The 20,681-nt window shown below is 45.5% G+C and carries 16 protein-coding genes; 7 read left to right on the plus strand and 9 right to left on the minus strand.

From position 1 onward, the window contains the following. Positions 1-621: 621 nt before the first annotated feature. The 6 genes from SPUTW3181_RS09585 to SPUTW3181_RS09610 all read right to left on the minus strand — a co-directional run bounded on the left by SPUTW3181_RS09585 (position 622) and on the right by SPUTW3181_RS09610 (position 4,719). Positions 622-1,170 (minus strand): CbrC family protein, encoded by a 549-nt coding sequence (locus SPUTW3181_RS09585; RefSeq protein ID WP_011789172.1) that lies wholly within the window; start codon positions 1,168-1,170, stop codon positions 622-624. Positions 1,171-1,264: 94 nt separating this feature from the next. Beyond that, complete coding sequence (locus SPUTW3181_RS09590) at positions 1,265-1,702, minus strand: GNAT family N-acetyltransferase (protein ID WP_011789173.1); 438 nt, start codon at positions 1,700-1,702, stop codon at positions 1,265-1,267. A gap of 146 nt (positions 1,703-1,848) precedes the next feature. Further along, a complete protein-coding gene (locus tag SPUTW3181_RS09595; RefSeq protein ID WP_011789174.1) occupies positions 1,849-2,115 on the minus strand; it encodes a DUF6953 family protein in 267 nt (88 codons plus the stop codon). 4 nt (positions 2,116-2,119) lie between these two features. Next, the gene (locus tag SPUTW3181_RS09600; RefSeq protein ID WP_011789175.1) at positions 2,120-2,335 is read right to left on the minus strand and encodes a YodC family protein; all 216 of its coding nucleotides are present in this window, start codon (positions 2,333-2,335) and stop codon (positions 2,120-2,122) included. Between the two features lie 423 nt (positions 2,336-2,758). Continuing rightward, positions 2,759-3,877, minus strand: a complete 1,119-nt coding sequence (locus SPUTW3181_RS09605; RefSeq protein ID WP_011788368.1) for an IS91 family transposase — start codon at positions 3,875-3,877, stop codon at positions 2,759-2,761. Then, positions 3,856-4,719: a tyrosine-type recombinase/integrase gene (locus SPUTW3181_RS09610; protein ID WP_011788367.1), complete on the minus strand. Its 864-nt coding sequence runs from the start codon at positions 4,717-4,719 to the stop codon at positions 3,856-3,858. Before SPUTW3181_RS09610 ends, SPUTW3181_RS09605 begins: the two co-directional genes overlap by 22 nt. Before the next feature lie 952 nt (positions 4,720-5,671). Here SPUTW3181_RS09610 and SPUTW3181_RS09615 point away from each other — a divergent pair. The 4 genes from SPUTW3181_RS09615 to SPUTW3181_RS09630 all read left to right on the plus strand — a co-directional run bounded on the left by SPUTW3181_RS09615 (position 5,672) and on the right by SPUTW3181_RS09630 (position 12,032). Next, positions 5,672-7,912 (plus strand): hypothetical protein, encoded by a 2,241-nt coding sequence (locus SPUTW3181_RS09615; RefSeq protein ID WP_041408169.1) that lies wholly within the window; start codon positions 5,672-5,674, stop codon positions 7,910-7,912. Between the two features lie 9 nt (positions 7,913-7,921). Next, positions 7,922-9,622, plus strand: a complete 1,701-nt coding sequence (locus tag SPUTW3181_RS09620; protein ID WP_011789178.1) for a toxin-antitoxin system YwqK family antitoxin — start codon at positions 7,922-7,924, stop codon at positions 9,620-9,622. A 160-nt stretch (positions 9,623-9,782) separates the two neighbouring features. Continuing rightward, a complete protein-coding gene (locus SPUTW3181_RS09625; RefSeq protein ID WP_011789101.1) occupies positions 9,783-11,156 on the plus strand; it encodes an IS4-like element ISSpu9 family transposase in 1,374 nt (457 codons plus the stop codon). Between the two features lie 600 nt (positions 11,157-11,756). Continuing rightward, on the plus strand, positions 11,757-12,032 hold the full coding sequence (locus tag SPUTW3181_RS09630) for an acylphosphatase (RefSeq protein WP_011789179.1): 276 nt from the start codon (positions 11,757-11,759) through the stop codon (positions 12,030-12,032). Between the two features lie 85 nt (positions 12,033-12,117). Here SPUTW3181_RS09630 and SPUTW3181_RS09635 read toward each other — a convergent pair whose 3' ends face one another. From SPUTW3181_RS09635 to SPUTW3181_RS09645, 3 genes are all read right to left on the minus strand, one after another. Next, positions 12,118-13,128: a peptidoglycan binding protein CsiV gene (locus tag SPUTW3181_RS09635; protein WP_011789180.1), complete on the minus strand. Its 1,011-nt coding sequence runs from the start codon at positions 13,126-13,128 to the stop codon at positions 12,118-12,120. Next, entirely contained in the window at positions 13,128-16,616 is a 3,489-nt protein-coding gene (gene mfd / locus SPUTW3181_RS09640; RefSeq protein ID WP_011789181.1) for a transcription-repair coupling factor, read from the minus strand. Before mfd ends, SPUTW3181_RS09635 begins: the two co-directional genes overlap by 1 nt. 87 nt (positions 16,617-16,703) lie before the next feature. Continuing rightward, positions 16,704-17,309, minus strand: a complete 606-nt coding sequence (locus SPUTW3181_RS09645; protein ID WP_011789182.1) for a hypothetical protein — start codon at positions 17,307-17,309, stop codon at positions 16,704-16,706. A 94-nt stretch (positions 17,310-17,403) separates the two neighbouring features. On the opposite strand from SPUTW3181_RS09645, the gene SPUTW3181_RS09650 reads away from it, so the two are divergent. From SPUTW3181_RS09650 to lolE, 3 genes are all read left to right on the plus strand, one after another. After that, positions 17,404-18,636 (plus strand): lipoprotein-releasing ABC transporter permease subunit, encoded by a 1,233-nt coding sequence (locus SPUTW3181_RS09650; RefSeq protein ID WP_011789183.1) that lies wholly within the window; start codon positions 17,404-17,406, stop codon positions 18,634-18,636. Between the two features lie 81 nt (positions 18,637-18,717). After that, the gene (gene lolD, locus SPUTW3181_RS09655) at positions 18,718-19,413 is read left to right on the plus strand and encodes a lipoprotein-releasing ABC transporter ATP-binding protein LolD (RefSeq protein ID WP_011789184.1); all 696 of its coding nucleotides are present in this window, start codon (positions 18,718-18,720) and stop codon (positions 19,411-19,413) included. Next, positions 19,410-20,660 (plus strand): lipoprotein-releasing ABC transporter permease subunit LolE, encoded by a 1,251-nt coding sequence (gene lolE, locus SPUTW3181_RS09660; RefSeq protein ID WP_011789185.1) that lies wholly within the window; start codon positions 19,410-19,412, stop codon positions 20,658-20,660. The genes lolD and lolE overlap by 4 nt, the downstream gene beginning before the upstream one ends. Positions 20,661-20,681: the final 21 nt, after the last annotated feature.

Genomic DNA, 20,681 nt, shown 5'->3' on the forward strand with positions numbered 1-20,681 from the left:
TATATAAAAGTATCACTCCTCTTTTTATATTGAAGAGGGGAGTGGATTTATCTTATCGGCTATTTAACCTTATGTTTCGGCTTTCATACTTCATGTGGCGCACATTGCGACTCTGAATATGAGTGTGGCTATGGGTATATATTTCAGTAGGGCATATTGAGGGCTCTAGATTATAAAATCGGCTGTATTGGTTTTGGACTTAAATGTGTAGGAAAGTAGTCTCGGATGGCTGCGACTTTTGTTTTTGGTTTTAGGGATTTAGTGTTGGCTGGTATCTACGTATATAGGCTTACCATGGCATTGACTCACCGACACGGTGAATAGAAATCTAGGGTTTCTAAGCTTATGAGCGAGAGCCATAGACGGTGAACTGGCAGTTAAACAAGGATGTTGTTCAAGTCCGTCCTGCTCGACCGCCCCATCTGATGTGAAAGGATTCACAAATGCCGCGATGGCATGGACGCCAATGAGCGGCCATGGGGCGGACGGTCGTCTCGCCAATCACCATGGCTCACCTTTCGAGCATTCGCGTAATCTGTAGATTTAAAAACATACGTAACGCACTTTTGGACAATTCCGAGTTAGACCATTAGCTCAAATTAGTAAGTTTCAAATTATATTCTAGTCTGGATCTACTTGAAGCATTATTTCGCCACATTTCAAACAAACAAATTTGAAAAAATAGTGAAGTTCCTCTTCAGGATTGCCGTTTTGACATGATCGTAATTCGCCTTCGTCCATCCAGGTGGTTTTATACAGGCGCTCCTCTTCCTCTTTTGAGATCTTCTGTATATCGCCGATAGTGGCGACTCCATGGAACACGCAAAAATCTTCGCAATGATTTGGCCATTCAATTTCTTGATAGCTAGAGAACCCAGGGGTACGATAAAGCAGTTCTTCAAAGGCGCTGTCCGGGCAATTAATAGATATCGGATTTTTAGGATCAATTACCGCTGGCATAATTGACGAAAATTCAATTTCAAACTTTTCCCGAGCTTCGCCGTTAGCAATACACCAAGGGCATATGTACTCGGGTCTATGCCTTGTATACATCGACCCCTTATATATAAACCCTCTTTTCTTGTTGCAGCATTCACAAACTTCTCCACTTTTGACAATGCTGCCTGTATTTATAGGATTTGGATGGTATTTAAACTTTGGAAGCTCCATAGTTCTCCTCGGGAATATCGCTCGCCTAAACGGCGAGCAACTTGTTGCGAGTCCAGCGGCCGTAGGCCGCGATGTTTAAGGCGATTGTTAGAGCTCACAGCTTGATGACTGCCAACATATCTTCACCATCTTCATCCAACCCCACTTCCTGAAAGCCAAAACTTGAATAAAAATTTTTGGCCACTGGGTTTTCAGGGTCATAGCAAATTTCTATTTCTTTTACTTTGTCACTGGCTTTGATTTCATTGAGCGCCAAATTTAGTGCAACTCTGCCAATACCAGATTGTTGATAGCGTTGATCCACCATAAAGCGCCAGATAGAAACTTTTTCAGGCGTTTCAGATACCCACATGAAAAAACCGACAGGCTTATCGTTCTGATAGATAGCTCTGCAGGTATGCCCTTGGCAGTAATGTGATTCAACCAAAGACCACATATTGCTCGCAACATATTCCTGTTGCTCATCCGTGACATCTAAGTCACATACGTCTTCATAATTTGAACTTGTAATCTCTTCCAATGTGATATTCATGACTTTCCTTAGCTCTAACGCCCGCCTAAGGGGCTGGCAACGCATTCCACTAAACTCAAACGCAACAACCGTAACCACCGCGGCTCAATGGGACTGGAAACGCCACGCGTTGACAGTCCCTCTTGAGGCGTTTGTTAGGCTACAGGTTACCCTCTTGCATCCCGACCTTCTTCATCTTCTGGAACTCGAAAACGCCAGTACTTATCAGGACGAACCCAGACCACAGTTTCTGAATTTAACTTTTTAAACTCATCCAGTGTGTTACGCCCTATGACCTGATTACCATCAGCGTTTTCACGTAAAAGTTCTTCGGCGCACGATTTAATAGCATGATCAACAACATCATCTTGGTAAAGGCAACCTTGCTTTTCTAGTTCAAGTTGCATCCAAGCTGCAAGTGACTTTACATCCATTGAGTTACTCACCAGAACTTACTTTGAGTAGAGATTCTTGTGGAAAAACACCGTTATCTAGTTTTTTACCTGCAAACCACTGGCAACGATAACTACCACTGAAAGAATCATGATCAATAGAGCCTATGCCTTTTTTAATAACTTCTTTGACAGTCATATCTGGACCACCAGATTTAAGTTTTACGATATCACCAACTGTGTAAATAGCTTGTTTGCTCATAACTACTCCATACTTAGTAGAACACTAATAACAATATTTTATACAAGGGTAAATTGGCACTTTCGAGTGCTATAAGTTTAAATATGTAGCCTAACGTCTTAGTATTTATGCGCTGCGCTGTTTGCAGGGCATAAATCGCTTGTTGGACTTGGCCGCTGCCACATCCGTGTAAATGGGTATGAATGATGCTATAGGAATTTGCTTTTTTGCGGTAGCGGTTTTTTATACAGTTTGATGGGTAATCACTTGATATCGTTTTAGCTTTCTCATTCTTTTACGCTAACTTTCGACTGATTATTGACCTTGGTTGACAGCATTTGGGCCCCGCATTCAGGCTGACACTCACACCCTATCCCCTCACTGGCTTACCCCATAAGACTGGCTGCTTTTCGCTGTCGGTTACGCTACGTCTTGAGGGAGGGGTTATCCTGACAGGCATATTGGCTGACTTTGGTTGTTAATCATCACTAATCCCTGCTGTCTTATCAGCCCAATAAACTGTAAATGACCTAACTGGCATTGCGGACATGACCACAAACAGTCCTCCTTAACTAAAGGACTCACCAATACCACCTGCGGCTTACGTAATTGCGGCTGGATAAGCGCGAGCTTTTTACGGCGGCAAGCGTTGGCGAGAAAACCAAAGTGTCTCACTCGCATCAGCCCTTTGGGCAACACATGTAATAAGTAACGGCGGATAAACTCATCACAGCTTAGCCGCATTTGCTTATGCTGCTGACCGTCACGATAGTCCTTGTAGTAAAAACTGACATGCTCTGCGGTGACGTCGGCAATTCTTGATTCATGCAGCATGCCTTTACGGGTATAACGCCCGAGATATTCCACCACGGTTTCAGCGCGGCTCAGACACGCTTTGCTGTAAACACACCACGGTTTTGCCATTAAGGTGTCAGCCGCAGGGATAGCCAGCTCATGTTGTCGAAGCACCCGTAATAACTTGGCCCGATACACGGTGGACAAGGCTTTCACCGGAAACAGATAATCCGTTTTCACGCTATGCCAATCTCCCGCTGACGTCAGCACCCCACCCGGGATTAAGCAATGCAAGTGAATATGCTGACTCAAGGTTTGCCCCCACGTGTGCAGCACCATAGTGCAACCCAATTGACCCTGAAGGTGTTTTCGCTTCATACCAAACTGCGCAAGCGTCTGCCACACCGACTCAAACAGGGCGCTGTATAGCGGCTTGGCAGCGTAGTGCGCCAAGATGTTCAACTCGTGGGGTAAGGTAAAGACCAAATGGAAATAGCGACAAGGCAAGACTTGCGCCTGTTGCGCAGCAATCCATGCTTGTGTCTGCCTTCCCTGGCAACGAGGACAATGCCGGTCACCACAGGAGCAAAATACCTGCTGCTCATATTGGCAAGTATCACAACGCCATTGCTGTATGCCTAAGGTTTGCGTGCGACACTGCTGAATATGCTGGCAGACTAAGGCTTGCTGTTCGGTCAGTTTATGCTGCTGTTGGTAGTGGGCTAAGTGCTGATGAAGGATATCGCTTAAATGGTAGGTGGTTGCCATTGCATCCCCCCAAGACTTGCTAGCAAGTCACACCCTTGATGACCCAATTCCGGCGACCAATGCAAGTAGCGCTCGGTGGACTTAATACTGTGATGACCAAGTTGGGCCTGTAATTGATGAAGGGGCATACCCGCTTGTAATTGATGGGTCGCATAAGCATGCCTTAGGCTGTGTGGGCTGCACGGCTTAGTGATACCCGCTAAGCGAGCCGCCTTCGCTAAGGCTTTACGAAAGGTCGACTCATGCAGCGGATAAACCACATCATGATAGGTCGAGGCAAACAACCATTCGACGGGATGATACGCTTGCCAATACTGACGCAACAGGGTGAGTAAGGTCGGTGAAATAATCACCCAGCGGTCGCAGGCCCCCTTGCCTTGACACACTTTGAGCAACTGCCGCTGCCCATCGATATCAGCAACCTTAATATGGGTTAACTCACTGACGCGTAAACCACAACCATAACACAGCGCCAACATGGCACGTTGTTTCAGGCTTTGACAGTGGTACAGCAGTGCCGCGATATCTTGGCAACTCAGCAATTGCGGCAGTTTGTGCGGACGTTTAGGTAAACTTAGCTGAATCGTAAAGTCACGTTTTAGGACATGTTCATAGAAAAAATGAATGCCATTAAGCTGTAACTTTAAGGTGGCTCTGGAATGATGCCGCTCAAGATTTAAGTAACGGAAATAAGCCGTAAGCTGCTCATCCGTAATGTTATCGAGCGGTTGGTTGGCATACTGCTGCAGTTGGGTGATGGCATACAAATAAGCGTTACGCGTACGGGCCGAGTAACCACGTAAACTAATCTCATCATGGAATTGTTGCAGAAGTGATGACATGGTAGACCTCCTAGGTGAGGGATTATCCCTAGGAGTAAGTGTGGAGCAGTGGATCGTTTTAGGCTCCGCGCAGCGGCTTAGTTCAACATTTTATTAGTGCGCATGCGCGTTTACCTCGTTGGACCAGTTAAAACGCGCACAGTTAACTACCTGTATGCAAAGAACTTATCAGCTTTCTATCAAATACACCATCTGGAAAAACGCGCATGCGCGTTTTCCAAACCTATTAACTAATTTTGGAAAAGTATATATAAATGATTTTAAAGAGTTTTGTTAATTTTAGGCTGGAAAAACGCGCAAACTAATGAGTGTAAAAACACTCAAAAACATCTAAATTTAAATATGACTGTATACCCATCCAGTTCCGCTTATTCATGAAGACTCACTAAAAATAAGGTTCATCGATAAGAACTGTTAGGGCAAATAGTTCGTCAATTTTCGATTCACTAAATAAATGCTAGCAAACTTTGGGGCAAAGCTGTTTAGGGCTGATTTGTGTATTAATAACTTAGTTAAGATTGGCTTTGTTACAACAGTGACCGTTGGCGACATGACCGCTCTTTCACATCTGACCCATAGGGATATGGGAAATGTCACTATGATGTCGGGAACATCATTGATCATGTGAACGCGGCATTTACACTTGTGCTGCAGATGTCGCCGTTGAGCCTATAGGGATACTTCTTATTAAATAAAATAATCGGCGAGTTACTGGTAAACAATGACAATTAATGCCGCAGATCTAGCTTTGTGCATTAGTTCTTTATGCGGGAATTCGTCATTAAGAATTTGCCTAAGATTGGCATTGCAGTAGCTGTGACTATCTAAAAAGGATGTTTTAGTAGCGTACTCGTGTGTTGTGCTGAACAGGCATAAATAGCCAAAGCATTTTATTTACTGGGCACGAAAGGGCATAATGCGGCGCTTACTATTTGAGATACAAGGAATAACCATGAAGTACTTGGTTAGCGTAGTTGCATGCTGTTTATTATCGGCCTGTTCTTTTGGGGATGCTGATGTTGAGTTTACACCTGAAAAAGGGGAAGAACGCTCGTATCAGCTTTATAGCACCAGCAAGATCACAGTAGATAATGGTCGGCGTACCGAAACGGTTAACACCAGCTCACATCAATTGTTGCGTTATAAGGTCCTCGAAACAGGCAAAAACAGCCAGTTTCAAGTACATGTCGATTATATGAACATGCGCGATGGTCAAGGAAGCGGTGTCAGCAGTGGCCAACGAGCCGATCGTAATCCAGAAATGCACGCTATTTTCTCGCAAGGATTTGAATTTACGTTAAATCTAGACAATGGCAGCGTTAAAGAATTGAGCGCACTAAACAAATCGGTATGGCAAGCTCAGTTGGCTGAGCGCGGTGCAGAGCTTGAGCTGGAACTGAAAAAGCTCTTTAGTTCATCGGCCTTTCTAAGTTCTATACCCGCTAAAACAGGGGCGGTTGTTGCGCTTCCTGCCTATCAAGGCCACGCCAATGCCAAGCTTACCGTACTACAAGTCACAGACTCGCATGTGTTAGCCAAAGTTGAAAGTGACAGCGAGCAAGCCAAAATATACGGTCAGTTGATGTTAGAGCGTGTGCGGGGTTGGTTAGCGCAGTTAGCCTTAGTCGCGGAAGCGCCGTTTGAGCGCTACGGCTATAAAGGCACAGTGCGCAGCAATGTCATTATGTTGCCGCAACAGCGCCAGCTAGGTGATCTAACGCAGCGTTTAGGTTTTGATTATGATTTCCCTGCCTTTGAGTATCCAAAACAGCCTGACATTGTGCTGGATGACGTTAATAAAGCTTTAACCCAAGATGTCGTATTTGCCTATGATGCGGGTTACTTTTACCAGCAAGATGACTTGTTGAATCTAACTTATCAACATGATTTTTCAGGTTATAAACCCGAAGGTGGGTTTAACTTAACTGATATCACGGCACACAGTGCGGATGGCACAGTGCTGCCGCTGCAACTGAGTAAGGTGGGCAGTTACAGTTATCCAGAGCAGGATGGTTTTTATCAATCCGTTCAGCAAAATCTGCTTATCGGCTGGAATGCGCCGAATGAACTCTTAACGCAGGTTACTGAGTTTCGCGCAAAAGCCCATTATCATGGCGCAAAACTGGTAAAACTTAACCTGACACCCGATCCCAGCAAAACCGTGACCTTGCAGTATGAAGACTTACAACTGGAACTCTCGCCGCTCCCCGACAAACCGTTCAGTTATTTATTGAAATCGCGAGGTTCTGACAAATCTTGGTTATATAGGCATTATGATGGTGCCGAAGGCGCTATGGTGCAGTATCTTTCACCGCCGCCCACTGGACCGGATTGGTTAACTTCAGCAGAGCAAAATATGTTGGCGCTGGTGTCATTTGACCAATATGAAACGACCACGCAGTTTACCTTTACCGCTGTGCCGCCAACGCTGACACTCTATGTGAATACTGCGGCTGACAGCGGCGAACTGACTAAAAATATTCGTTTTATTCCGACCTTAGATTACGCGCAAAATGTGGCGTATCCACCAGTCCAGCAACAACTGCTTTACCGTGATGATATGTATGCGGCTTATGATAATCAGCCGCAAGCTATCACACCTGTCGATATCGCCTTACTTGAGCCGCAGATCGTGGCTAAGTACGGTGTCAGCTTGTTGTTAACCTCAGAGCAGGCAGCGGTGTGTACGCTCAGTGTTGTGGATGCACCTAAGGTAAACGGGCACACACTGCAATGGACAAATATAAGCTCTAACACTAATACGGGTTTCGGTGGTGGGCTGGATAAGTCTGTACTGTACCAATTGAGTAGCGCCGATGGGATCCGCCGCAATTTTTACGATATCAATGTCAGCAGCACCTTGGCCTGTAAAGGTACGCCTCAATGGCAAGCGCTAGTGTATCAACCCGAGCAAAGCTGGTTGATTGATATCACGCAATTGCCGAATGTTGATACCCGTCAAACTGTGGCCGATTTTATGCGCCGTTATCGTTTTTTAAATGCGCAGAATGTACCGCTAGCTCCTGCTATTCAAGATGAGAGCGATGATTTTTATCAGCGTCCGTTGCAGCAAGTATTACGTGAGGAGCGCTGGTTTGTACTGGCGGGGCGTGCAGCCGCGATAGAGTATTTGACGATAAGCGGCGAACCCGTCAATAAACAGTGGGTTAACACTTTCCCACCGTTACCTTAAGGAGGTGATATGAGAGTTTTATTACTATTATCAGTACTCTTGATGTCATTTAATCTGTCAGCGGAGCGGATCTTACTCGACGAACTATGGCGGGTTAGCGATGTGCCGGGCGAAGCTATCTATTATCAGGAGCAAGCGGCAACAGAGCAAAATGGCGTGTTGCCAGTGCAGCTATTTTATCTGGAGACGGATAAGCCGGTTTTTAAGGGTAGCGTTAAAGGACCTAATTTAGCCGAGAGTTATCTTGTCGGTGATTTCGAGTTCTTCTATCCCGACGGTCAACTGTCTCGCAAAGGCAGTGGCGATGCACAAGGGCGTTATCAGGGAACACATTTGCATTACTGGGAAGATGGAACGCTCTCGGGAGAGTACCACTACCTGAATGGCCAGTTGCATGGTGAGCAGAAAAGTTACCATACCAATGGCCAATTACGAGATCATCAGCATCGCGTGAATGGGGCTGAATTAGGTTTATCGCAAAGTTATTTTGACAATGGCCAGTTGCAAACACGGGTAACCTATGGTGCTAACGGTATGGAAGGGCTTTATGAAAGCTTTCATTCCAATGGTCAGCCAGAACAAACCGTGAATATGGTGGCAGGAAAAAGAGAAGGTGAGCGACTGTATTGGACAAAGGAAGGCTGGTTATTCACCAAAGAGTTTTACATTAAGGGGAAATTACACGGTGAAGTGTTGATTTATCAGGCCGCAGATGTGCTACGAGAAATTAAACACTATCAGCATGATAAGCAGGTGGGAAACCAGCAGCGTTTTGATCAACTAGGGCAGTTAGCAGCGCAACAATTGTACGATAAGGATGGCCGTGAAATTCAAAATATTACCTACGATGATACTGGTAAAGTAGTAAGCCAGAACGACACGCAATACCTCGCTAAAGGTCGGATGACTACTGAAAAACGCTTCGATGCAACAGGAGTATTAACCTATCAATATCAGTATGATACTGTCAAAGATTGGAGCCTACGTCAGCGTTTTACTGCAACCGGTGAATTGATTGGACGCGAAGAACAACTCGAGGGGCACTACGAAGGTTTGTATATCGGTGATGGCTGGAATGGCTATATCAGACGGATAAACTACCGCAAAGGTAAAATGCACGGTGCATATCGCGAAGATAATGCCGTAGTTGGTGGGTTTGTCACTGGGCAATATCACTTAGGCGTAAAGGTTGGTAAGTGGGTGACCCAAAACGCTGATACGACCCGTAATGAGCAGTTTAACCAACAAGGCCAGCTTAATGGTGAACAGAGCGAAATCGCCACAGACGGCACGGTAATGCATCAAGCGTTTTATAAAAACGAAAAGTTACATGGCGCGTATCTACAGCGTGGCTTTGATAAACAATTGCAGGCCCAAGGTCAATATGTTAATGGTCAGCGCGAAGGCCAATGGCTGCTGCAAGATGAAAGCAGCTACAGCATGGTTAAGCTATGGCATGGCAACTATAAGGCAGGACACGAAGTAGGGAACTGGCAGGCCTTTTCCGCTAACGGCCATTTATTAGGGCAGATGCAATATGATAAGAAAGGTCAATTGCAAGGTAAAAGCTACAGCTTTAACGAAGATGGTAGCCTACTGCAAAGTGATGAGTATCTTGATAATCAACTGCACGGCAGGTTGGTGTACTACGTTAATGGTGAACCGTCATCCGAATATCGCTATCAAAATGGTCAGATGATAAGCGAGTAGCACGTTATCGCTTAATCAGGTGAGTGCGTAATAAAGCAAAAACCGGCGGATGAGCCTGTCTTTTATACAGAAGTCCCTCATATGATATGAGGGATTTTTTTTGAACTAAATTCTTGGCTCACGATCAGATCTTTAACGGCTTTAATTGAGGCTCCCTGAGATGATAAAAGGCAATAATGATTGGGCTGAAGAACAATTTGGTCATGCTAAACTTGGTGACCCAAGAAGAACGGCTAGGCTCGTAAAAATGGCGTCAGACTTAGCTCAGCATCCCGGTAAGTCGGTAGTAAAATCGTCACCTTCACCAGCAAGTATGGAGGGCGCTTACCGGTTTATTCGAAACGATAATGTATCAGCAGACGATATTGCTGAAGCCGGTTTTCGTGCGACAGTCAATCAAGCCCACCGTTACCCCCTCCTTCTCGCTATTGAAGATACAACCACCTTAAGCTACAAGCATCGCTCTATTCGAGCGGACTTAGGACATGTCAACCAAGGTAATCGTTATCGAGGTCTGCTTGCCCATAGTATTTTGTTGTTTGCTCCTGAAACTCTTGACGTTGTTGGATTGATTGAACAACACAGATGGACCAGAGACATCAAGACTCGAGGTATCCGCCGTGAGAATTTAAAACGACCTTACGAAGAAAAAGAAGGTTATAAATGGGAAAGTGCATCACGTAATATGGCTGCACGTCTAGGAACCGCGATGGCTAACGTGATATCGGTTTGTGATCGTGAAGCCGACATCTACGATTATCTCCTTTACAAGATAGCGAACCAACAACGTTTTGTTGTGCGGTCAATGATGAGTCGTCATATAGAAGAAGGTTCAGATAAGCTTTATCATTTTGCATCAGAGCTTAACAGTGTGAAACAACGCCAAATCCAGATAGCTCAAAGGGGCGGTCGTAAAGCTCGAGAAGTCACGCTGGATGTTAAATATGCGGCAGTAACGTTAAAAACCCCGGCTAACAAAAAAGGCTCCCCCATTTCTCTGAACTATGTGGGTTGCTCCGAAGTCGGTGATGAAGAGAAGACGCTCAATTGGCATATTCTGACCAATGAGCCAGTAAACAGTGCCGAAGATGCTTTAAAAATTATCGGTTATTACGAGAAGCGCTGGCTGATTGAGGAGTATCATAAGGTCTGGAAAAGTGAAGGGACCGGAGTTGAAGACCTTCGAGTACAGAGCAAAGATAACTTAGATAGATTAGCGACTATTTATGCCTTTTTAGCGGTAAGGATCTTCCAATTGAAATTTGCCAATGAGCAAATCAAAGACATTAGCAGTGAGAAAATCTTGTCACCAAGAGCGTGGAAGTTACTTTGGCTTAAAAGAATAAAGACGCCACCTCCAGAGGAAGTACCCACTGCAAAATGGGCATATGAGCACCTGGCAAGGCTTGGTGGTTGGAAAGACAGTAAAAGAAATGGAAGAGCATCAGTAAAGACGCTCTGGGAAGGATGGCTCAAATTGCAAGCAATCCTTGAGGGTTACGAACTTGCTCTGTCTCTTGAACAGGACTTGTGATCAAGAGACAGGCGGATGAGCTGGTTTTCTGCTTTTGCCATTTGCATATCCTTTGCTGGAATTACGTTAACTTTTTGCTATGTACGCCGATCGTGATTGAAGTGGAATAGCGACATTTCAATTACCAACCCCTTTGTTTCGTCATCATTAGCCTACCAGATAAACACTATCTCGCCTTTAATACGATTGGTATAAGCATCAAAATAGTTTGATGCTTCCTGTGATCACATGGGTGTTTTCAAATATGAACAATATAGACAGAAGCCTAAGATGATTTTCAACTAAAAGTATTATATTCCATAAAGGTGGATAGTTTTATTTTTCAAACTCTTGAAAATAATTATTTATTGTGTAGAGTAGCGATTCTCGCTATTTTGTAACAAAATGATACAAAGTCGCTGCTTTATTTGTCCATTTATTGGATATCCCTTTGCGTATGTCGCCCGACACAGCTAACTGCAGTTTTGTTAGCTGTTTTTTTGCGTAAATTCAAATATTGTTTGTTTTTTGCTCTATAGATCCATAGGTTAACACTTAGCCTTCGGATAATTGCGGCTATGCTTAATTCAATAACAGGCTTGTGTGCAAAAGGGGCGTGAGATGAAGCGTGTATTAATTAATTTGACGGGTAAAGTACAAGGTGTGGGTTGTCGTCATGCAACGCTGACTAAAGCCAGAGCCTTAGGTGTAACGGGATATGTAACGAATTGTCGTGATGGTAGTGTCGAAGTGTTAGCGCAGGGCAGTGATATTGCGGTGAATAATTTGATTGCTTGGTGCGAGGTGGGTGTACCTTGTACCGAGGGATTAACAGTGACTGTGGGAGAAGACGAGGGCGATGATATTTACCTCGACTTCTCCATTGTACAGTCTTAAATAACAGTGCAGTGTTAAGTCAAAAAATGAAGCATTAATTTTGGCGCACTGATTTGACTTTCGTTTTTGCAATGTACGAGCTTGCTTAATATTGTCCAACCGTTTGTATCGATTCGGCATTTTGGTTTTGTTGTTGGGCACTTGGTTGTGCCATCTTACGTATTTGGATCACCATACCCATTTCGGGATGATCTAAATAATGGATTTCTTCACTTTTGATTCGGCGATTTTGCTCAAGTGGAATTGCCATTAAATAAGGTGTCATTACCTTAGGGGCCGTAAGTGAAGCTGACGTACTGACATTCGCATCGTCCGTCGGCGCGGGTAACATTTTTCTACCTTCTTTACGTAAATTTAATGCCGTTTCAATATACAAATAGTGGTTAAGATAGATATTTAATGTGCCATCAAGTTCCCATACAGGGGAAATTGCCGGTGCTGACACTGTGCTGCCATTGGTATTCGATATGGACTCATTGAGAGCCTGTTGCACTATTTTTCGGCCGTCAAAATGGTAGGTTCCTGAAAAATCTTTGCCCGCAAATAAACGGATAGGCACTGAGCCATTCTTAGTACGCATCGGTTGCTGCCATGTCATATGTAATAGGCTGCGATTTCCCCGCTCCCTTGATAAGCTATTAATAATACTTGAAAACTTACCTTGGCTCGTCGAGAGTAATATAGGTTCTCCCTTTGCAGAGCCATATTGAGTTCCATTGCTACCAATTTGGGCGGGTATCACGGAGGGATAACGGTATTCTACTCTATCTGACATATTGGCTAAGGGATCGATGCTTGAGGTGCCATCTGTGTTGAGGTTTTCAGCACAGTGACTATTGGCCTCTGCATCAAATACTAAAGTACAAGGTGCTGACTCCGTGGCCATTGGTGTCACCGCTTGGCCGACAACGGGTGAGATTAAGTCAATGACTCGATTCGTCTTAGTGGCTATGGGAGTATCTGGCCATTGCTCGGTTGATTGGCTTTTGCGTTCGAAGATATAGACTTCCACTTCAAACCAAGCCTCAGCGCGGGCTAACTGGCTATGCGATAGTGCAATGAGGGTGGCGATAGAGACCGCGAGTTGACGTAACACTATTTATCTCCAAGACGATGTTGCGATAATTGTTCAAGCAAGAGTTTGACTACATCGAGTCTATCTTTGGCTGTTTCAGCAGTAAGACTGAACTTTAACTTATTCGGCCCTTCCATTCGATAGATTTGTGGCTGGCTTTGGAGTAATCCAATAATAAAACCCGGATCTATCACATGATCATGGCTAAATTCGATACTGCCGCCTTTGGCGTGTACTTCAATTTTAGTCGCCCCTAGGCGAGTTGCTTGATGTTTATAGAGCGTCATTTCCATGAGGTTTTTAGTTGCCTCTGGCAGTAAGCCAAAGCGATCAATTAATTCGACTTTTAATTCATCGAGTGCCTCTTGGGTTTCGCAGCCTGCAATGCGTTTATATAAGGATAGGCGAATATTTACGTCGCTCACATAGGCCTCAGGCAATAGCGCTGGGATCCTCAGTTCGATTTCACATTGCTGGTTGAGCATTTGCGCAAGCGATGGCTCTTTGCCTTGTTTAAGCGCTTTTACCGCCGACTCGAGCATTTCCATGTAAAGGCTAAAACCAATTTTGGAAATATGGCCGCTTTGCTCGTCCCCAAGGAGTTCTCCCGCACCGCGGATCTCTAAATCTTGGGTTGCGAGCATAAATCCAGCACCAAGATCTTCTAGTGCATCAATGGCTTCAAGGCGTTTACGGGCATCACTTGTCATGCGTTTGGGGTGTGGTGTCATCAAATAAGCATAGGCTTGATGATGTGAGCGGCCTACACGACCACGCAGTTGGTGTAATTGTGCCAGACCAAAGGTATCGGCGCGCTCAATAATAATGGTGTTTGCGCTGGGGACGTCAATCCCAGTTTCGATAATAGTAGTGCAGACTAACACGTTGAATCTTTGATGATAAAAGTCAGACATGACTCGCTCAAGATCCCGTTCACGCATTTGACCATGGGCGACGACAACGCGAGCTTCAGGCACTAAGTCGATAATCCCTTGGGCACATTTTTCAATGCTTTCGACATTATTGTGCAGATAATAGACTTGGCCGCCCCGCAGAATTTCCCGCAGAATGGCTTCGCGTACGGTTGCGGGATCGGATTCGCGTACAAAGGTTTTTACTGCTAAGCGTTTGGCGGGCGGGGTGGCAATAATGGATAAATCACGCATGCCCGACATGGCCATATTTAAGGTTCGCGGAATGGGGGTTGCTGTGAGGGTTAAAATATCCACATTGGCCCGCAGCGCCTTAATTTTTTCTTTTTGGCGTACACCGAATCTGTGTTCTTCATCAATGATCAGTAAGCCGAGATTTTCAAATTTAGCTTCAGATTGCAGTAACTTATGGGTGCCAATAACGATATCGACTTTACCTTCTTCCAGCTGCTTGAGCACTTGGGTTTGTTCTTTTGCCGTTCTAAATCGCGACATCACCTCTGTGACAACGGGCCAATCGGCGAATCTATCCTTAAAGTTTTCATAGTGTTGCTGGGCAAGCAGTGTGGTGGGCACCAGTACAACTACTTGTTTACCTGCGTTGACGGCCACAAAGGCTGCGCGCATTGCGACTTCCGTTTTACCAAAGCCCACGTCACCACATACAAGTCTGTCCATGGCAATTGGGGAACGCATGTCTGCTAATACGGCATGGATAGCACTTTCTTGATCGACGGTTTCTTCAAAGGGGAACCCTTGGGCAAATTGGGCATATTCCTCTTCGTCAATCTCGCAACTTTCGCCGGGACGCGCTTGGCGACGGGCGTAAACATCAAGCAGTTCGGCTGCCACATCGCGGATTTTCTCTATGGCTTTGTTCTTGGCTTTGGCCCACGTCTCGTTGCCAAGTTTATTGAGATGGGCGTCTTCATCTGCACCAACACTGTAACGGCTGATCAGGTGTAAGTTCGATACGGGTACATAGAGTTTATCGCCACCGGCGTATTCTAATTGCAGGTATTCGGCAACTAAACCGCCCGTGTCTAGGGTCACTAAGCCTTGGTATAGCGCCACGCCGTGTTCGAGGTGCACTATGGGTTGACCGACTTTCAGTTCGGCTAAGTTTTTAATCAGTGCATCATTGCTGATCTGGCGCTGTTTTTCCCGGCGCCGCTGCTGGGAGATGCGGTGACCAAAAAGTTCTGTCTCACAAATAATGCTCACGGCATCTTTTGGACTGAGCTTAAGTAAACAGCCGCGTGACAGTGGCGAAACGATAAGCCCCAGTTTGGCATCACTTTGAATAAATTCATCAAAATGGCTGAATAATGCGGGTTTAAGTTGGATTTTACTTAAGAGTTCAAGCAGGGCTTCGCGCCGTCCTTCAGACTCGGCGCTAAATAGCATCCGCGGTGCATTTTGCGCGTAATCTTGTAATGCGAGTAATGGCTGCTTTAATTTGTGATTCGCACTGATATCGGGAAGTTGATTAGCATCGATAACCGTGGCTTTACCTGTCTCTACCGACTCGGTAGTGGGCGAAATAAACTGATAGCGCGGCAGTGGTTTAAATGCCGCAAATAGCTCTTCAATCAGTAAATACAGTTCTTTAGGCTCGAGCAGTGGCCGCAGTGGATCGACACGTCTGTCTTGGTAGCGGGTTTCGACTTCCTGCAAATGGGCTCGGGCGGATTTTTCAATATCCCCAAGGGTGACAAGTTGAGTCTCCTTGGGTAAGTAATCAAATAGGGTGGCGACTTCATCAAAAAACAGTGGCAGGTAATTTTCAATCCCTGCGGGCATTTGATTACGACTTACTAATTGGTAAACCGATTCAGGCTCTTTGACTATCACTTCAAAACGGCGGCGGTATCGTTGCCTAAATCCTTCAATGGCGGCACTGTCAGTCGGAAACTCCTTGGCCGGTAATAGACGAATGGACTCAACAGGATGTAACGAACGCTGGGTTTCAGGGTCGAAATGGCGAATGGTCTCAACTTCATCATCGAATAGCTCGATGCGCAGCGGCATATTAACGCCCGTCGGGAAAATATCCAAAATCGAACCACGAATGGCAAACTCGCCATGTTCATACACTTGCTCCACCAAGTGGTAACCTGTATCGGTTAAATGTTGGCGTACATTGTGTAATTGATATCTATCGCCCTTTTTAAGTACAAAGACGTTGGCGCTCAAATAGGCTTTAGGTGGCAGGCGCATCATCAAAGTGGTGACGGGGACGATAACCACACTGTGTTCGGTTTGGGATATTTGTGACAGTGTTTCTAGGCGTTGAGAGATCAGATCCTGATGGGGCGAGAAACTGTCATAGGGTAAGGTCTCACGATCTGGGAATAGCCGAACCTTGATATCACATTTACCGAGTAAATAGGTGAGCTCTAACTCTAAGCTTAAGGCGCTAGGCGTGTCGCTGGTGACAAGCAGTGTTGTCCCTGGATGTTGGCGCACTAAGCTGGCGAGTGTGACCGCTTGGCAAACACCACCGAGTGCGGATAGGGTTTGCATTTGAGTACCATTTTTGACGACTGGTGGCGTTAGGGCTGAAAAGTGAGTCATTGGCGTGGAATATAAACTGATTCATTCACAAAGAGTTGCAGACATTGTAGAGGCTTGCAGGCGCAGGTGCCAGTGAAAAGTCAGCCATTATTGGTTTCCATCTCTGGCAAGTTTACGCAGTTTCAGTTGTTTTTGTTGTACGTTAAGGCTGGCTTTTACCAATTGTTCGATATCGGATTCAAGAATTTGGCTAAATTCAAGATCGATAAAATATTGCTCGGCAGTGGGATCGCCATCGTTTTGAACCCTTGTATCAGGGTTACTTGCGACTACCTTCGCGAAACATAAAATGGCGACCAATTCATCGTGGATAAAAAGCGTCGTTTTATACTGGGCGCCAAGGGGGAGTGGGCTTGGGCTTATCAGCCGAATACTGCTACCACCAAATTGACAGCCCTGGAATTTATCGCCTTCTTGGGTTTCTTTCTCTAGTACATGCTGTAGTACTAAATCGACTTTGCGGGATTGTAGTTTGAGAAAGTCGACAACGGCCTTAGCTTCATTATCTATATGCCGCAGTTGCAGTAGGCAGTTTGCCTCGAGTTCTTTGACTTCACTGAGTAGCTGTATCCCCAGTGATTGCATTGATCTTAATGCTATTTCACTGGGTACTGGCTGACTCTGCGGCCATGCACTTAGGTAAGCTGTGAAGGGGTGAGGCACACTAAAATACGGATTGGAGTCAGTGAACAAGGCTTGCCTCTTTATTTATAGGACCTAAACCCCTATTATCGTGCCCATCTTCATGATTTAGCAAGTTCAGCACACAGGACGCAGCCCCCTTTCAATGAATTTAGGAATTCCTTTCTACGTTGGTTACCGCTATTGGCGGGCCAGAAAAGCAAACGCGTTTGCCTCGTTTATTACTTTATTTGCAGTGTCAGGCATTTTTTTAGGCGTTGCCGCCTTAATTGTGGTCAGTTCTGTGATGAATGGTCTCGAAGGTCAACTTAAACAACGCATCCTTGGCGCAGTGCCGCAGCTCACGGTTTATACCAGTGCGCCCTTAAACGATTGGACTGAACAGGCGAATGTGCTTAAGGCTTTGCCTGGTGTGCAAGGCGTCACACCCAGTGTTTCAACCCAAGCTATGGTGCAATCGGCGGCTAATATTCGCGCGGTGCAAGTGTTCGGGGTATTTCCCGAGCTTGCAGCAAAGCTTTCGGTTATTGCACAGCACACCTATTCAGGTGCATTTGATGAACTTGTCGCGGGTCAATATAAGATCATTTTGGGCTCCGAGTTGGCGCGCCAACTTAAAGTGAATCCAGGTGATACGGTTCGATTATTAAGTGGTGATGGGGTGGTGTATTCACCCTTTGGTCCAGTACCTAGCCAACGTAAATTTTTGGTTTCAGGCATATTTGAAATGGGCTCTCAAGTCGATGCTGGCGTGGCTTATATTCACTATCAAGATGCTAAGCGATTAATGCGTCAGCCCAGCGAAGCAATCGATCAACTTCGGCTTTATCTTGATGATCCCTTTAGCGCACCAGCGTTATCGCCTAAGGTGCAAGATATCTTACTCAAACAAAATATCGAGGCAACAACCAGCGATTGGCGCGATACCTACGGGCACTTATTTGGCGCAGTGAAAATGGAAAAAAACATGATGTCACTGATGCTCAGTCTGATTGTTGCCGTGGCAGCCTTTAACATTGTTTCGGCATTAGTGATGATGGTGGTGGATAAAACGACGGATGTGGCAGTGCTGAAAACCCAAGGCCTAACTACCCCCGCTGTGATGGGCATATTTATTGTGCAAGGCTCGCTCAATGCCATATTAGGTTTAGTGCTGGGGTTAGGGGTTGGCATTCTCCTCACGCTTAATTTGAATGGGATTATGTCTACCCTTGGCATTTCTATTTTAGGTGCTGGACAAGTGCTACCCGTCAAACTTGAGTTGACGCAACTGTCCGTTATCGTGGTGGGCACTTTACTCGTGACGTTACTCGCGACCTTATATCCCGCATTGCGTGCAGCCAGAGTGCAACCTGCTAATGCACTAAGATATGAATAATCGGAAGTTGATACGAATAATCAAGTGTTGGCTTAGGTAAATGGCCAAACCTATAACAAGTATTTTATAGAGAGAACCTCAATGCAAGACGTGTTACTGCAAGTGCAGAATGTCAGTAAGAGTTACCATGATGGCGCGGTGACTACGCAAGTATTGTCCAATGTGGATCTGCGGGTCTTTAAAGGCGAACAGTTAGCCATTGTCGGTAGCTCTGGTTCGGGTAAGAGCACCTTATTGCATATTATGGGCACTTTGGATGAGCCAACGGCGGGTAAAGTTTTGCTGTTAGGCGAAGATTTATATCAAGTATCCAGTGCTCGCCAAGCGCAGATCCGCAATCAAGATTTAGGCTTTATTTATCAATTTCACCATTTATTGCCTGAATTTACCGCGCTAGAAAATGTGGCAATGCCCGCATTTATTCAAGGGAAAGATCGTAAGCAAGCGATTGCCGATGCAAAACTGCTACTTGAGCGGGTGGGGCTGGGTCACCGCATAACGCATATTCCCGCCGAGTTATCGGGCGGCGAACGTCAACGAGTAGCCATTGCGCGGGCGTTAATCAATCAACCTAAATTGGTGCTTGCCGATGAACCAACGGGTAATCTTGATGCAAATAGTGGTGATGCAGTATATGAGCTTATTCGCGAGTTAGCGAATCAACTTGGTACAGCCTTTGTGGTGGTGACCCATGATCATAAATTAGCCGCGCGTATGGATAGACAATTGATGATGAAAAACGGTTACTTGCAAGTCGCGGCGGAAACCCAAGTATGAAAGGACCGTTAGCGTTATCTATCGGCTGGCGTTTTTACCGCGCTCGCCAATCAAACAGTTTTATTAGCTTTATCTCTTTTGCATCCACCGCCGGCATTGCCTTGGGCGTTGCGGTATTGATCGTGGTGTTGTCGGCCATGAATGGTTTTGAGCGTGAGCTTGAGCAACGACTCCTTGGCGTTATCCCTCAAGCCGATATTGTTGGGGTTAACGAGCCCATTGTCGATTGGCAGAGCGTTGCAGAGGGCGCCCTGCAAATTGAGGGGATTCGTGGTGCGGCGCCCTTTATTCGCATGCAAGGATTAGTGCAAAAGCCTGGCGGATTTCAAGGATTATCCGTGGTTGGAATTGCGCCTGAAGAAGAGACTAAAGTGTCCACACTAGCCCAGTTTATGAATGATGAAAGCTGGCAGAGCCTCGCACAGGATGAGAATCATATTGTCCTTGGTAAAAGTTTACTGAAAAAGTTAGGACTTGAGATTGGCGATACGCTAGCGTTATATGTGCAGGATATGGACCCCGAAAATGCGGGCAGTCTACGTGCAGCAAAGAGTCATCGTTTTGTGGTCTCGGGCGTTTATGCCTTGGGGGGAGAGCTTGAACTGACGACGGCTTATATTCCAATGCGTTATGCTGCGCAGATCCTTAATATGCAGAATGGCGTGACAGGGGTGCGGATCAGTGTCGAGCAAGTATTTGATGCACCAGCCAAAGTCCGTGAACTTGGCTATGCGCAAAAACAATCGGTTTATATTAGTGATTGGACTCGAACTCAAGGGCATTTATATCAAGATATTCAACTGGTTCGCACCGTGATGTACTTGGTATTAGTGTTAGTGATTGGTGTTGCCTGTTTTAATATTGTCTCAACCCTTGTGATGGCGGTACGGGATAAAGCCTCTGAAATTGCGATTTTAATGACCATGGGTCTGAGCCGCTTAAGCATAATGGGCATTTTTATGGTGCAGGGCGCTCTAAATGGCCTATTAGGCTGCGGTTTAGGAGGAATTATTGGTATTAGTGTTGCACTTAATTTAAGTGAGATAGCCAGTACCATTGAACAGTTATTGGGTATTGAGCTTTTATCGGCGGATGTGTATTTCGTTGACTTTTTGCCTTCAGAATTACATACCTCAGATGCCATCTTAGTGATTGCTATGGCATTTGTGATGAGTCTGATTGCAACGCTGTATCCAGCATGGAAGGCCAGTCAAATTGGACCTGCGCAAGCATTAGCGGGTAGGTAGTTGGCAGATATTGGCTTGATG

Origin of the sequence: Shewanella sp. W3-18-1 (genome assembly GCF_000015185.1) — a bacterium.
Classification (GTDB): domain Bacteria; phylum Pseudomonadota; class Gammaproteobacteria; order Enterobacterales; family Shewanellaceae; genus Shewanella; species Shewanella putrefaciens.